The organism is Salipiger thiooxidans (assembly GCF_900102075.1).
In the GTDB taxonomy this organism is placed as follows: domain Bacteria; phylum Pseudomonadota; class Alphaproteobacteria; order Rhodobacterales; family Rhodobacteraceae; genus Salipiger; species Salipiger thiooxidans.
Genome location: NZ_FNAV01000008.1, coordinates 110,638 through 124,565 on the forward strand (window position 1 = coordinate 110,638; position 13,928 = coordinate 124,565).

The window sequence follows — 13,928 nt, forward strand, 5'->3', positions numbered from 1 at the left end:
CCCCTCACGACACCCCAAATCTACCGGAGTTCCCCATGCTGGATTTCTCTACCCGGCCCGACCGCAACTGGTCGTGGCCCACCGCCATCCGCTTCGGTGCCGGACGCATCGCCGAGCTGCCCGCGGCGCTGGCCGATCTCGGTGCATCAAACCCGCTCTTCGTGACCGACGCGGCGCTGGTCTCGCTCGAACCTGCGCAGCGCGCGCTCGGGGTGCTGCGGGACGCGGGCGTGCCCTTCGGCCTGTTCTCGGAGGTCCATCCGAACCCCACCGGCGCTGCGGTGGATGCCGGCGTCGCGGCGTTTCGCGCCGGGGGCCATGACGCGGTGATCGCCTTCGGTGGTGGCAGCGCGCTCGACGCGGCCAAGGCGGTGGCGCTGATGGTGCGCCAGACCCGCCCGATCTGGGATTTCGAGGACGTGGGCGACAACTGGACCCGCGTCGACACCGCCGACCCGGTGCCGGTGGTGGCGGTGCCGACCACCGCAGGGACGGGCTCGGAACTGGGGCGGTCGTCGATCATCACCGACACCGAGGCGGGCCGGAAGATGATCATCTTTCACCCGATCATGATGCCCGGCGTCGCGATCCTAGACCCCGAGCTGACCGTGGGCCTGCCGCAGGGGCTGACCGCCAGCACCGGCATGGACGCGCTCTGCCACGCGCTCGAGACCTTCATCACGCCCAACTTCCACCCGATGGCCGACGGGCTGGCGCTGCAGGCGCTGCGGATGATCAAGGAGGCGCTGCCGCGCGCCTGCGAGAACGGCGGCGATCTCGAGGCGCGGGCCGACATGCTGGTGGCCTCGGGCATGGCCTGCGTGGCGCTGCAGAAGGGGCTGGGCGGCGTACACGCGCTGAGCCACGCGCTGGGGGCGGTCTACGACCTGCCGCACGGGCTGCTGAACGCCATCCTGCTGCCGCACGTCACGGCCGAGAATATCGAGCACGCGCGCCCGCGGCTGACGGAACTCGCGCAGCTTCTGGACCTGCCGGGGCGGCAGGCGGAAAGCGTGATCGCTTGGCTCGAGGGTCTGCGCGACCAGCTCGGCATTCCGTCGGGTCTGGCCGGGCTTGGCGTCGTGGCCGAACGGCAGGACGAGGTCATCGCGCTGGCGCTCAAGGACCCCTGCGCGGCGGCGAACCCCGCGCCCTTCGACGCGGCGCTGGCGACGCGGATGCTTGCCCGCGCCATGGGCTGACGGGCTGACGGCAGCCCGCTGACATGAGGAAGGCCCCCTCGCAGCAGCGCGAGGGGGCCCTATTTCACGAAGCGGAACGCGTCACTTCACGCCGGGCGTGCCGTCGAACTTCTTCTCGAGGTGATCCCAGACTTCGATGTATTCCTCCTGCATCGGCGCCTCCCTGGCGGCGAATTCGGTGAGGTGCTGCGGGAAGCGTGTCTCGAACATGAACGACATGGTGTTGTCGAGCTTCTCGGGCTTCAGCGCCGCGTTCGACGCACCTTCGAAGGCATCCCGGTCGGGACCGTGCGGCAGCATGCAGTTGTGCAGGCTGATGCCGCCCGGCGCGAAGCCCTGCGGCTTGGCGTCGTAGACCCCGTAGATGTTGCCCATCAGCTCGGACATGATGTTTTTGTGGTACCACGGCGGGCGGAAGCTGTGCTCGGCCACCATCCAGCGCTCGCGGAACAGCACGAAGTCGATGTTGGCGGTGCCTTCCTGCCCCGAGGGCGCAGTCAGCACGGTGAAGATCGACGGGTCGGGGTGGTCGAACAGGATCGCGCCCACCGGCGAGTAGGTGCGCAGGTCGTACTTGTAGGCGCAGTAGTTGCCGTGCCACGCCACCACGTCGAGCGGCGAGTGCCCGATCCAGGTCTCGTGGAACTGGCCGCACCATTTCACCACCACGCGCGAACGCACCTCGCGGTCCTCGTAGGCGGCCACCGGGCACTTGAAGTCGCGCGGGTTGGCAAGGCAGTTGGCGCCGATCGGGCCGCGGCCGGGCAGGTCGAACTTCTGGCCGTAGTTTTCGCAGACGAACCCGCGGCAGGGCCCTTCGAGCACCTCGACGCGATAGACCAGCCCGCGCGGGAGGATGGCGATTTCCTTGGGCTCGATGTCGATGACGCCGAGCTCGGTGCAGAAGCGCAGCCGGCCCTCCTGGGGCACCACCAGGAGCTCGCTGTCGGCGGAGAAGAAGTACTCGTCCTCCATCGAGGCGGTGACGAGGTAGACGTGGCTTGCCATGCCGACCTGGATGTTGACGTCCCCGGCGGTGGTGATGGTGCGCATCCCGGTGATCCAGGTGAGCTCCTGCTCGGGCACCGGGATCGGGTCCCAGCGGTACTGGCCGAGGCTCATGATGTTCTGCCGGTTGGGATCGTGCGGCAGGATGTTGGGCGCGGTCTTCCAGTAGGGCACGTCGATCGGGCTGAAGCGGCCGGTGTGATGCACCGAGGGTCGGATGCGGTAGCACCAGGTCCGCTCGTTCTGGCCGCGCGGCGCGGTGAAGGCGGTGCCCGAGAGCTGCTCGGCGTAAAGCCCGTAGTTGCACTTCTGCGGGCTGTTCTGGCCCTGCGGCAGCGCGTCGGGCAGCGCCTCGGTCTCGAAGTCGTTGCCGAAGCCGGGCATGTAGCCCTCGTGCGTGCCGGTGGTTGCGGTGGCCCGGATCATGCCCTTGGGCAGGTCGTGTGCAGTCATCTGGCGTCCTCCTCGCGAGAGATCATTGCTCTTGCAACGAATATACCGTTGCCGATGCAACGAAGTCAATCCGGGTCTTGCCGCGACACGGTTTTTTGTTGTGATCGCAACGAAATCCTGCCTTTCATTGGGAAAGGAGCCCCGATGACGTTTCAACTCGACGATTTCCTGCCCTACCGCCTGTCGGTGGCCGCCTCTCAGGTCAGCCGCAGATTCGCCGCGCGCTACGGCGCCGAGGCGGGGCTGACGATCCCGGAATGGCGGGTGCTGGCGCATCTCAACCACTCGGGACAGGTCAGCGTGCGCGATATCCATGCGCGGGTGAACCTCGACAAGTCGATGGTGAGCCGGGCCGCGGCGCGGCTCGAGGGCGCGGGCTACCTGCGCAAGTCCGGGCACGAGACCGACCGCCGGCTGGTGGTGCTGGAACTCACCCCCGAGGGGCGGGCGCTGATGGAGCGGCTGGGGCGCATCGCCGAGGCTTTCCAGGCCGAGCTCATGGCCGAGCTGGGGGAGGGGGCGTCTGTCCTCGAGGAGGCGCTGACCCGGCTCATCGCCATGCCTGCCGCCGCCGTCCCTGACGCGGAGGACGACGGCGCGGCGCCCGCGGCATGAGCCCCGCGGCCGACAGCATCGGCGCGCTCGAGCTGATCGACGATTGCCTCGCCTGCTGCGGCCGCCCCGAGTTCCTGCCGCACCTCGCCGAACTGGTGCGCAGCCTCGGGCGGCTGGTGCTGATGCATTTCGAGGGCCTGCCGGCCAGCGCCACCCCTGCGCCGCTGGCCCTGCTCAGCGAGCGCGAGGCCCAGGTCTGCATGGGCATCCTCGACGGTCGCAAGGCCGAGATCATCGCGGGCGACATGGGCGTCACCGTCTCGACCGTCGCGACCTACCGGCGCCGGGCCTACGAGAAGCACCGAGCGTACGCCCTCACGCGCCAGCGCCAGCGCCGCGGTCATGCCGACGGGCCCGGCGCCGACGATGGCCACGGACGCGCCGGGGGCCGGGCGTCGGGCGGGTGTCTCGAACCTGGGGTAGGTGAAATAGAGCGAGTCGGTCTCGCTGCGGCCTGCCGGTCTCATCGCATGTCCTCCCTCGTGCGTCTCGCCGGAGTCATAGCGGGGCAGACGGGGTCGGGTCTGTCCCCCGAAAAGGAGGACAGACCCCTGCGTGCGTGTCCGGCTCAGGCGGCGCGGGCCGCCGGGCGGGCAAGTGCGATGGCCTGGTCGATGGCCTCGCGGTCGCCGATGTGGTTGATCAGCAGCAGCGCCAGCCGCGACCATGTGCCGAGGCTCTCGGCTTCGGTCAGACCCTCGTGCAGGCCGATCAGGGCCTCGTAGATGTCGTCGTGCCCGGTCAGGTTCGGGGTGGTGATCAGTTGAGCCATGTCTTTCCTCCCTTGGCGCGTTGCAGTGCCGCCTCGATCCGCGCCGCGTCGGGCGTCAGCCAGCGCGCCGCCACGTATTGATCGGGCCGCACGAGACAGGCCGCGCCCTCGGGCAGCGCCAGCCGTTCGGCCGCGAGCCCGTCGACCGCGAGCACGCTCACGCCCGCGGGCACCGGCCCCTGCCATGCGTGGGTGATCAGCACGAAGTCGCCGCCCAGCCGGTCGAGCAGCCAGCCGTTGCCATGCGGCGCGTCGAGCACCGGCGCGCCGGGCGCCACGCCGCCCTCCCAAACGTCCTCATCGGGCGTCGAGAGCGCGCTCTGCGGGTAGCTCACCGGGGTCGAGAGCCGTCCGGAGTTGACGAAGGGCCGCGCGAAGGCATGGTCCTGCGCCAGTTCCAGCACCGCGTCGCGCAGCGCCCGGCTGGCGTCGGACTTGGGCGTCAGGAAGTCGGTGGAGCGGGTCGAGTTCAGGATGTTCTCGTCCGCCGTCGCCACCGCCTCGTCGTTGTAGGTGGCGATGAGCGCCTCGTCTGCCTCGCCGCGCAGCACGAGGTCGAGCTTCCAGCCGAGGTTGTCGATATCGGCGAACCCGCCGTTGCAGCCGCGCGCGCCGAAGGGCGAGACCAGATGCGCGCTGTCCCCGGCAAAGATCGTCCGGCCATGCACGAAGCGGGCCATGCGGCGGCACTGGAAGGTGTAGACCGAGTACCATTCGCGTTCGAACTCGACGTCGCCGAGCATCGCACGGATGAAGGGCTCGACGTTCTCGGGCCGGGTCGCCGCGGCGCGGTCGATGTTCCAGCCGAGCTGGAAGTCGAGCCGCCAGACGTCGTCGGGCTGCTTGTGCATCAGCGCCGAGCGGCCGGGATTGAACGGCGGGTCGAACCAGAACCAGCGCTCGGACGGCATCTCCTTCTTCATGCGGATGTCGGCGATGAGGAAGTTGTCCTCGAACACCCGTTCCTCGAAGTCGAGGCCGAGCTTCTCGCGCACGGTCGAGCGCGAGCCGTCGCAGGCGATCAGCCACTCGGCCTCGAGGCTGTAGCGACCGGCGTCGGTCGACACCTCGAGCCGCGCGCCCGAGTCATGCGGCGTCACCTCTTCCACGCAATGGCCCCAGCGCAGGTCGATGCTGGGCAGCGCCTGGCAGGCATCGAGGAGATATTCCTCGATGTAGTATTGCTGGATGTTGATGAAGCCGGGGCGCTTCTGGTCCTTTACCGGCAGCATGTCGAATTGGTAGACCGGCTCCTCGCCGGTGCCCCAGAACACCTTGCCGGTGTTCCAGGTGACGCCCTTCTCGACCGCCGGATCGCCGGCGCCGAGCCGGTCGAGGATATCGAGCGAGCGCTTCGAGAAGCAGATCGCCTTCGAGGCGTGGGCGACGAAGTCGAGCCGGTTCAGCACCGTGACCTCGTGGCCGCGCCGCCCGAGGTCCAGCGCCATCGCCAGACCCACGGGGCCGGCGCCCACGATCACCACCCGGGCGTGGTCCTCGGCCCCGGACGGGGCCGGGGTCGCGCCGATCTCCTTGTAGACAGGAATGCCTGCAACGTTTGCCATGGTCTCCTCCCTTCGCTCCGCTCAGTCCTGAAGCTTTGCCCAGACCTCGCGGTCGCGCTCGGCGGTCCAGATGCGCGGGTGCTCGATGCCGTCGAACTCGTCCCAGAGCCGCTGCACGTCGAAGGGCAGGCAGTGCTCGAAGATCGGCCAGGCGCCGAACTCGGGGGCCAGCGCGTCGCGGGTCGCCTCGAAGGCTTCCCTGAGGCTGCCGCCGGCCTTGTGGACGCGGCCGACGTTGTCGATCATGCCGTTGAGGAACTTGCGGGTCTGCTCGACCGCCGCGTCGGTTTCCTCGGTGCCGCGCGACACCGCCCCGCGGCCGCCGATCAGGTTCTCGGCGCGGTAGGCCTTGACGTTGTCGAGCGTGCCGGTCGCCCAGTCGAAGTGGTAGGCGTCACCGGTGTAGAGCGCGGCCTTGGATTCCACGAGATCGCCCGCGTAGAGCGTCCGGGTCTTGTCGTGCCAGACCGCGATGTCGCCGCCGGTGTGGCCACGGCCGAGGAAGCGGAGCTCGAGCTTGCCGCGATCGCCGCCGAGCTCGATGTCGTAGCTGTCCTTGAAGGTGATGGTGGGCCAGGTCAGGCCGGGCACCTCGTCGGCGTTCTTGGCAAGGCGCGGCATCCGGCCGAACTCGCTCTTCCAGTCCTGTTCGCCGCGCTCTTCCACCAGATCGCGCGAGGCTTCGGACATGATGATGTCGCCCGCGTCGAAGGCCGAGGCGCCGAGCACCCGCACCGCGTGGTAGTGGGTCAGGATCAGGTAGCGCACCGGCTTGTCGGTCTGCTCGCGCAGGATGTTGAGCCAGTCCCGCGACGCCGAAGGGGTGGCACGCGATTCGATGGCGACGACGAAATCCTCGCCTTCGACCGCGCCCACGTTCGGATCGCCCTCGGCGGTCAGCGCGTAGACGCCGTCGCCAAGGATCTCCAGCGTATCGGTTTTCACGGCGGTGTCGGCCGAGGATGCAAAGGGTTTCGACATGGTTCTCTCTCTCCCGATAGGGCTGCTGACGTGCAGCGGATTCGAGTTCGTTTCTAGTGAAACGATCTTGACCTGTATGTCATTAGGCGTATGGACAGAGGTGGAGGAGACGGGGGAGGACGTCATGACAACGGTCGGATTGATCGACCCGGACCGTGCCGCGGTGCTGCTGGACGCGCGGGATCTTTCGGTGTTTTCAGAGCGCCTGCTGGACGCGGCGCATTCGGCGGCGGGGGTCGAGGAGCTTTACGCCTACCGCGCGGGGGAGGGCGCGCCCGAGACGCTGGCCTCGTCGAGCGATCTCGCCGACGTGGCCGAACGCGCCGCCGCCCATGCCCGGCGTTTCCACCGCAGCGACCCGGCGGTCGCGGCTTTGAAGGCGACGCCGCCGGGCAGCGGCTTTCTCTGCCGCATTCCCGCCGACAGCATCGAGCTTGCCGCCTACCGCGAGCTCTGCTTCGTGCGGCCGCGGTTCTCGGAGAAGCTCTGCTTCGGCTGGCGCTTTGCCGATCACAGCCTCGTGGTCACCTTCTACCACCGCGGCGCGAGCGGGGCCGAGATCGACATGGCGCAGCTGGGAGCTCTGGCGCAGCTTGCCATCACCGGGCTCACGCGGCTGACGCGGCGGCCGGCCGAGACGCCGTCGCTGGTGGCCGAGCTCGAGTCGCGCCTGGCCGAGTCGCACCCCATCCTCAGCCGCCGCGAGCGCGAGGTCTGCGCCCGCACGCTCGCCGGGCGCACCGCCGCCGAGACCGGCGCCGAGCTCGGGCTGAGCCACGGCACGGTGCTGACCTATCGCCAACGGGCCTACCAGAAACTCGGGCTCTCGAAGTCCAGCGACCTGCTGGCCGCCGTCCTCGGCTGATCGCGGATTTCATTTCACCTGCAACAAAACTGGTTGCAAATGAAACGAGATCGGGTAAGAGTCACGCCGGACCGGCCCCGCGCCGGCGAGCGCCCCCCGATTGGCGGGGCGCCCAGGAGGACCAGAATACAGGAGGCACGAGATGCCACAGGGCGACATGCCGCGGCGCAGCTGGGTGGCTGCGGCGAACGATCCAGAGTGCGATTTTCCCATCGAGAACCTGCCCTTCGGCGTGTTCTCCACGGGCTCCGACGCGCCGCGCTGCGGTGTCGCCATCGGGGACATGATCGTGGACCTTGCCGCCTGCGAAGCGCGCGGACTGCTGTCGGCAGAGGGCACCTTCGCGGCGCCCCGGCTCAACGATTTCATCGCGCTCGGCCGTCCGGTCTGGGACGAGGTCCGCGCCCGCCTGACCGAGCTTCTGGCCGAGGGTGGCGACGAGACGCTGCCGCTGGTGGCCATGGCCGACGCCACGCTGCACCTGCCGGTGCGGGTCACCGAATTCACTGATTTCTATGCCTCGAAGAACCACGCCTTCAACGTCGGCGCACTGTTCCGCGGCCCCGAGAACGCGCTGCCGCCGCAGTGGACCCACATGCCGATCGGCTACAACGGCCGCGCCTCGTCGGTGGTCGTCTCGGGGACCGACATCCACCGCCCGATGGGGCAGGTGAAGGGCGAGAGCGGGCCGGAATGGACCGCCTGCCGCCGCCTCGACCTCGAGCTCGAGCTTGGCGCCGTCGTCGGCATGGACAGCACCATGGGCGAGCGCGTCAGCGTCGCCGAGGCCGAACGGATGATCTTCGGCTACGTGCTGCTGAACGACTGGTCGGCGCGCGACATCCAGGCCTGGGAATACCAGCCACTCGGGCCGTTCCAGTCCAAGGCGCTCGGCACCACCATCAGCCCGTGGATCGTGACGCAGGCGGCGCTCGAGCCGTTCCGCAGCGAGGGTGCCCCCCGCGAGGTGCCGCTGCTGCCCTACCTGCAGGAAGAGCGCCCGGGCTTCTACGACATGACCATGGGCTGGACCATGAACGGCCAGCCGATGGGCGAGACCAACTACAACGTGATGTACTATTCGAGCGCCCAGCAGCTTGCGCATCACACGGGCTCGGGCTGCCCGATGCGGGTCGGCGACCTGCTGGGGTCGGGTACCATCTCGGGCCCCGCGCCCGAGCAGACCGGCGCGCTGCTCGAGATGACCGAGGGCGGCAAGAAGCCGGTGACGGTGAACGGTGAAGAGCGCGTCTTCATTCAGGACGGCGACGAGGTCGGCCTCTATGCCCATGCGCAGGGGGACGGCTACCGCATCGGCTTCGGCCCCTGCACCGGCACCATCCTTCCGGCCAGGGACTGAGCATGGCGGGGGGGATCGTTCTTCGCGACTACTGGCGCTCGTCGGCCTCCTACCGGGTGCGGATCGCGCTGGCGCTCAAGGGCCTCGCCTACGAGAGCCGGAGCGTCGACCTCGTGGCCGGGGCGCAGCGCTCGGACGCGCATCTGGCGCGCAACCCTCAGGGGCTGGTGCCGGTGCTCGAGACCGACGGCCTCCGGCTGACCCAGTCGCTGGCGATCATCGAGTACCTCGACGAGACCGTGGCCGCGCCCCCCCTGCTGCCCGCCGATCCGGCGGGGCGGGCGAGGGTGCGGGCCATCGCGCTCGCCATCGCCTGCGAGATCCATCCGGTCTCGAACCTGCACGTGCTGAACCGGGTCGGCTCGCTCGGCGGGTCCGAGGCGCGCGAGGCATGGAACCGCGACAACATCGCCGGCGGTCTTGCCGCCGTCGAGGCCCTGCTCGCCACCCCGGCGCCCGAGGGCCCCTACTGCCACGGCGCCCAGCCGACGCTGGCCGACTGCGCGCTGATCCCGCAGCTCTACAACGCGACGCGCTGGGGGGTGGCCTACGACCACCTGCCGCGCATCTCGGCGGTGGCCTCGGCCTGCGCCGGGCATCCCGCCTTCCAGGCAGCTCATCCCCGAAAATTCGATCCCTCGCGGGAGGCGAGGGAGACTGAGGAGGAAAGACCATGAAGACCCTGAAGACCGCGCTTGCCGCGCTGCTCCTGTCCTCGACGCCGCTGATGGCCGAGGAACTGATCATGTCGTCGTGGCTGCCGCCGAAGCACCCGATCGTCGTCAACGCCTTCGAGCCCTGGGCCGAAGAGGTCGAGAAGGTGACCGACGGCCGCGTCACCGTGCGCATCATGCGCAAGCCGCTGGGCAGCCCGCCGGCGCACTTCGACATGGCGCGCGACGGCATCGCCGACGTGACCTACGGCCTGCATTCCTTCACCGAGGACGACCGTTTCAACCGTGCGCGGCTGGGGCAGTTCAGCTTCCTCGGCGATGACGCCATCGCCAACTCCAAGGCCTACTGGAGCATCTACGGCGGCGAACTCGACGCGGCCGCAGAGCACGAAGGCACACACCTGCTGGGCCTGTTCATGCACGGGCCGGGCCTGCTGCACAACAACCTGCGCAAGATCGAGACGCCCGCGGATCTCGAGGGCATGAAACTGCGCGTGCCCGGCGGCTACGTGGGCGACCTGGTGTCGACGCTCGGCGCGGCACCGCTCTTCATGTCCTCGACCGAGGTCTACGAGAAGCTGTCGCGCGGCGTCATCGACGGCGTGGCCTTCACCTACGAGGCGATGACCGCGTTCAACCTCGTTGACTACATCAAGTACTCGATGACGGTCCCGGGCGGCATCTACAACACCACCTGGTTCTTCGTGGTGAACGAGGACAAGTGGAACAGCCTCTCGGAAGAGGACCGCGCCGCCATCGACGCGATCTCGGGCGAGGCCTTTGCCGAGCGCGTCGGCCAGGCGTGGAACGACGCCGACACCGCCGCACAGGACGTGGTGGGCGACAAGGTCGAGTTCTACGCCGCAGGTCCCGAGGTGGTGGGCGCGCTGCGCGACGCCGCCGGCACGCTCGAGGCCTCGTGGGCCGAAGGGCTGGGCGAAGGCTATGACGGCGCCGCGGCGCTGGAAGAGTTCCGCGCGATGACCGGGGTCTCGGTCGAATGACCCAGCCTGACGCAGGCGGCACCGCCCCGTCCCCCGCAAGCTCCGGGGGACGGTGGGGGCACCGGCGGGCGCTCTGGTACCGGCTTCTGGCCGATACCTCGGCGCTGCTGATCCTCGCATTGATCGGCGTGACCTGCGTCGACGTTGTGGGCCGCTACCTCTTCAACCATCCGTTCGGCGGCGCCTACGAGCTCACCCAGATGCTGCTCGCGGCGCTGGTCTTCGCGGCGCTGCCGCTGACCAGCATCGACGGCGGTCATGTCGAGGTCGACCTGGCGCTGCACCTGCTGTCGCGCCCGGTGCAACGGGTGCTCGGGCGCCTCGCCGGGGCGGTCTCGGCCGTGGCGCTCGCCTACTTCGCCTACCGTCTGGTGCTGATCGGCCTCGACCAGATCCACGACGGCACCCGCAGCGCCTCGCTCGCGCTGCCCATGGCACCGCTCGCCTTCCTCGCCGCCGCCAGCTGCGCAGTGTCGAGCGTTGCGATGATCCTGCGCCGGGAGACCCAATGACCATCTCGCTGATCGCCCTCGCCATCCTTCTCGGACTGGTGTTCATGCGCGTGCCGATCGCCTTCGCCATGGCCATCGTCGGCGGCATCGGCTTTGCCCTGCTGCGCGGCTGGGCCCCGGCCGGCGCCATGGTCGGCAACGCCGTGTTCGAGACCGGGCTGAACTATTCGCTTTCTGTGGTGCCGCTCTTCATCTTCATGGGCAACGTGCTCGCGGGCTCCGGCATCGCGCAGGGGCTGTTCTCGGCCGCCGACCGGATCTTCGGGCGGATGCGCGGCGGGCTCGCCATGGCCACGGTGCTGTCCTGCGGCGGTTTCTCGGCGGTCTGCGGCTCGTCGCTCGCCACCGCGGCCACCATGTCCAAGGTCGCCATGCCCTCGATGCGGCGCTTCGGCTATTCCGACAGCCTCGCCACCGGCGCCATCGCCGCGGGCGGCACGCTGGGCATCCTGATCCCGCCGTCGGTGGTGCTGATCATCTTCGGGCTGCTGACCGAGGCCGACATCGGCAAGCTCTTCCTGGCGGGGATCATTCCCGGCATCCTTGGCATTATCGGCTACCTGCTGGCGGTGATGGTGGCGGTGCGGCTGAAGCCTGAGCTCGCCCCAAAGGTCGGCGAGGTCCACCCGATGACCCGCGCGGACGCGATCAGCGTCGCCGCGGTGCTGGCGCTCTTCGTCTTCATCATGGCGGGAATCTACGGCGGCTTCTTTACCCCCATCGAGGCCGCGGGCATGGGCGCCGCCGCGGCGCTGGTCATCGCCTTCCTCACCGGCGGGCTCAGCCGCCACGTGCTGTGGCAGGCCTTCGTCGAGAGCGCCAGCGCCTCGGCGATGATCTTCGCCATCGTGATCGGCGCCGAGATCTTCAGCAACTTCGTGACCTTCGCCGGGCTGCCGGACGCGCTCGCGGACATCGTCGAGGATCAGGGCATGTCGCCCTGGCTGGTGCTCCTGCTGATCGTGCTGATCTACATGGTGCTGGGCTGCTTCCTCGAGAGCCTGTCGATGATCCTGCTCACCGTGCCGGTGTTCTACCCGCTGATCTCGGGGCTCGACTTCGGTGTCGAGATCCTCGCCGATCCGGACGCGCTGGTGATCTGGTTCGCGATCATCGTGGTGGTGGTGACCGAGATCAGCCTGATCACGCCACCCATCGGAATGAACGTCTTCGTGCTGCGCTCGGTGCTGCCGGACGTGTCGCTCGGGACGATCTTCAGCGGTGTCTACGTGTTCTGGGTCGCCGACATCATCCGGCTGGCGCTGATCATCGCGCTGCCGATCCTGTCGCTCTACCTGGTCGCATGACCTGCGGGGCAGCCCCGCCGGGCTGCCCTTCCGCCCGCGTCACGCTTGCCTTTGCGGGCCCGGGCGATCATTCAGGAAGACCATGACCCAGACGAGACAGCCAGACCCAGAAACCAGGACGACGAACCGGACATGCGCCTAGAAAAGTTCTTTCCCTACCGCCTGGCCGTCGTCGCCGAAGCGTTCTCGCGCCAGCTCGTCGCCGTCTATGGCCGCGGTCATGGCCTCTCGCGCGAGGAATGGCGGCTGCTGTTCCTGCTCGAGGATGCCGAGACGCTGGATTCCCAGCGGCTGTCGCAGCGCACCTCTCTCGACAAGGTGCAGGTCAGCCGCGCCGCCTCGCGGCTCGAGGCCAAGGGGTTCATCCTGCGCGAGGTGCTGGGCGCCGACCGCCGCAAGCGCAACTATGCCATCACCCCCGAGGGACGGGCGCAGTTCCGGGCCGTCTTCGGCGATGTCGAGACGCGCGCCAACGAGATCCTCGCGGCGATGCCCGACGAGGACCGGGCCGCGCTCGAGCAGGGCATCGCCGCACTCGACAAGGCCATCGCCACGGTGACCCAGCCCGAGACCGGCCACGGCACCTCGTTTCCCCGGCCCGACCGGGCCGAGACCCGCTGAACCGACGCCTTTGGTTTCTTCACAGGCGCCCGGGGCTCAGCCCGCCGTCCAGACCCGTCCACCCGCAGCGAGCTGCCGGTGACAAGTGCCGAGGCATCGGAGGCGAGGTAGAGCACCGCGCCCATGATGTCCTCGACCTCGCGGGTGCGGCCGAGCCTGATCTTCTCCTCGATCCACGCGAGGCGGTCGGGATCGGTCAGGGTCTGCTCTGGCAGCGGCGTGTGGACCGGGGTCGGGCAGGGCGTGTTGACCCGGATGCCGGGCGGCCGCCATTCGATGGCCATGCCCTTTACCGTGCCATCGAGCCTGTGCTTGGTGGTGCAGTTGACCGCCCGGTCGACGCCGCCGACGTGGCCCATCTGCCCCGCAGCCGCGCCGGCGGAGGGGCTCGTGAGCGCGTTGTCGTGGTGGCGGCCACCGAAAGCAGCCACGCCCGAATGTGCGTCGGTTGAGGGCGCCCGTCCGCCCCGGCCCGGGAAGAGCGTGGCTTGTTTTGACGCGTCACCCGCTCTGTCTTCGCGGATGAGGCGAAGAAATCCCGCGGAGAGCGGAGGTTTGGCGGAACCGGAACCGCTCTTGCGGGGTTCTTCCAACGGTCGGCCCCGCCGGTCCCGTTCTGTTTCTCTCTCTGCCATGACGACCTCGTCGCCTTGCCGACCCGCAGGCCTCCGCTCTCCGACACCCAGACCCCGAGACATGCCCGGCACGCATCGCGACCCAGCCCCTCATCGTGCCCCGACGTCCTGCCCGCCCGAAAGGGTGCGCGGGTGAGCCGCGTGCGCGGGGCGCCCGCGCCGCGCCCAAGAGGGCGCTGGACAGGACTCCAGCCAGGCCGCAGGCTGGCGGCGGCACTGTCCGGCTCAGGGCCGGCTCGGGACCGGCACGGGCCGGGCGCAGGGACCAAACCTGGGCCGAACCAACGGTCCCCGCACGCCCGGCCTCCCGCCGGGCGCCCGACGCAGACGCCTTCTCCCTCCGTTCCCTCATCG

Annotated in this window: 13 protein-coding genes and 3 pseudogenes; 10 read left to right on the forward strand and 6 right to left on the reverse strand. The window is 69.2% G+C overall.

Translation table 11 applies throughout. From position 1 onward, the window contains the following. Positions 1–35: 35 nt before the first annotated feature. Positions 36–1,202 (forward strand): iron-containing alcohol dehydrogenase, encoded by a 1,167-nt coding sequence (locus tag BLQ77_RS13415; RefSeq protein ID WP_089959939.1) that lies wholly within the window; start codon positions 36–38, stop codon positions 1,200–1,202. An 81-nt stretch (positions 1,203–1,283) separates the two neighbouring features. Here the strand turns inward: BLQ77_RS13415 and hmgA are convergent, their stop codons facing one another. After that, on the reverse strand, positions 1,284–2,663 hold the full coding sequence (gene hmgA, locus BLQ77_RS13420; protein WP_008887782.1) for a homogentisate 1,2-dioxygenase: 1,380 nt from the start codon (positions 2,661–2,663) through the stop codon (positions 1,284–1,286). A 144-nt stretch (positions 2,664–2,807) separates the two neighbouring features. On the opposite strand from hmgA, the gene BLQ77_RS13425 reads away from it, so the two are divergent. Together BLQ77_RS13425 and BLQ77_RS29850 are read left to right on the forward strand one after the other, a co-directional pair. Then, positions 2,808–3,278: a MarR family winged helix-turn-helix transcriptional regulator gene (locus BLQ77_RS13425; protein ID WP_089959945.1), complete on the forward strand. Its 471-nt coding sequence runs from the start codon at positions 2,808–2,810 to the stop codon at positions 3,276–3,278. A gap of 122 nt (positions 3,279–3,400) precedes the next feature. Next, positions 3,401–3,565 (forward strand): annotated as a pseudogene (locus tag BLQ77_RS29850) (LuxR C-terminal-related transcriptional regulator); the annotation flags it as partial. Between the two features lie 18 nt (positions 3,566–3,583). Here the strand turns inward: BLQ77_RS29850 and BLQ77_RS29855 are convergent. From BLQ77_RS29855 to BLQ77_RS13440, 4 genes and pseudogenes are all read right to left on the reverse strand, one after another. Then, a pseudogene (locus BLQ77_RS29855) lies at positions 3,584–3,745 on the reverse strand (FAD-dependent monooxygenase); the annotation flags it as partial. A gap of 101 nt (positions 3,746–3,846) precedes the next feature. Further along, positions 3,847–4,050, reverse strand: coding sequence for a DUF2783 domain-containing protein (locus tag BLQ77_RS28185; protein WP_008887614.1), 204 nt, complete (start codon positions 4,048–4,050; stop codon positions 3,847–3,849). After that, positions 4,038–5,615: an FAD-dependent oxidoreductase gene (locus BLQ77_RS13435; RefSeq protein WP_089959950.1), complete on the reverse strand. Its 1,578-nt coding sequence runs from the start codon at positions 5,613–5,615 to the stop codon at positions 4,038–4,040. Before BLQ77_RS13435 ends, BLQ77_RS28185 begins: the two co-directional genes overlap by 13 nt. 21 nt (positions 5,616–5,636) lie before the next feature. Further along, the gene (locus tag BLQ77_RS13440; protein WP_089959952.1) at positions 5,637–6,596 is read right to left on the reverse strand and encodes an MBL fold metallo-hydrolase; all 960 of its coding nucleotides are present in this window, start codon (positions 6,594–6,596) and stop codon (positions 5,637–5,639) included. Positions 6,597–6,720: 124 nt separating this feature from the next. On the opposite strand from BLQ77_RS13440, the gene BLQ77_RS13445 reads away from it, so the two are divergent. The 7 genes from BLQ77_RS13445 (at position 6,721) to BLQ77_RS13475 (ending at position 12,939) form a co-directional block, all read left to right on the forward strand. Further along, positions 6,721–7,461 (forward strand): helix-turn-helix transcriptional regulator, encoded by a 741-nt coding sequence (locus BLQ77_RS13445; protein ID WP_242661723.1) that lies wholly within the window; start codon positions 6,721–6,723, stop codon positions 7,459–7,461. 142 nt (positions 7,462–7,603) lie between these two features. Continuing rightward, the gene (fahA, locus tag BLQ77_RS13450) at positions 7,604–8,821 is read left to right on the forward strand and encodes a fumarylacetoacetase (protein ID WP_089959956.1); all 1,218 of its coding nucleotides are present in this window, start codon (positions 7,604–7,606) and stop codon (positions 8,819–8,821) included. Positions 8,822–8,823: 2 nt separating this feature from the next. Continuing rightward, a complete protein-coding gene (gene maiA / locus BLQ77_RS13455) occupies positions 8,824–9,498 on the forward strand; it encodes a maleylacetoacetate isomerase (protein WP_089959959.1) in 675 nt (224 codons plus the stop codon). Next, complete coding sequence (locus BLQ77_RS13460; RefSeq protein ID WP_089959961.1) at positions 9,495–10,499, forward strand: TRAP transporter substrate-binding protein; 1,005 nt, start codon at positions 9,495–9,497, stop codon at positions 10,497–10,499. Before maiA ends, BLQ77_RS13460 begins: the two co-directional genes overlap by 4 nt. After that, positions 10,496–11,011 carry a TRAP transporter small permease gene (locus BLQ77_RS13465; RefSeq protein ID WP_089959963.1) on the forward strand — a complete coding sequence of 172 codons (516 nt, stop codon included), beginning with the start codon at positions 10,496–10,498 and terminating at the stop codon, positions 11,009–11,011. Before BLQ77_RS13460 ends, BLQ77_RS13465 begins: the two co-directional genes overlap by 4 nt. Continuing rightward, entirely contained in the window at positions 11,008–12,318 is a 1,311-nt protein-coding gene (locus BLQ77_RS13470; protein ID WP_089959964.1) for a TRAP transporter large permease, read from the forward strand. Before BLQ77_RS13465 ends, BLQ77_RS13470 begins: the two co-directional genes overlap by 4 nt. 132 nt (positions 12,319–12,450) lie before the next feature. Further along, the gene (locus BLQ77_RS13475; RefSeq protein ID WP_008887852.1) at positions 12,451–12,939 is read left to right on the forward strand and encodes a MarR family winged helix-turn-helix transcriptional regulator; all 489 of its coding nucleotides are present in this window, start codon (positions 12,451–12,453) and stop codon (positions 12,937–12,939) included. A 36-nt stretch (positions 12,940–12,975) separates the two neighbouring features. Here BLQ77_RS13475 and BLQ77_RS29955 read toward each other — a convergent pair. Beyond that, a pseudogene (locus BLQ77_RS29955) lies at positions 12,976–13,307 on the reverse strand (SDR family NAD(P)-dependent oxidoreductase); the annotation flags it as partial. Positions 13,308–13,928: the final 621 nt, after the last annotated feature.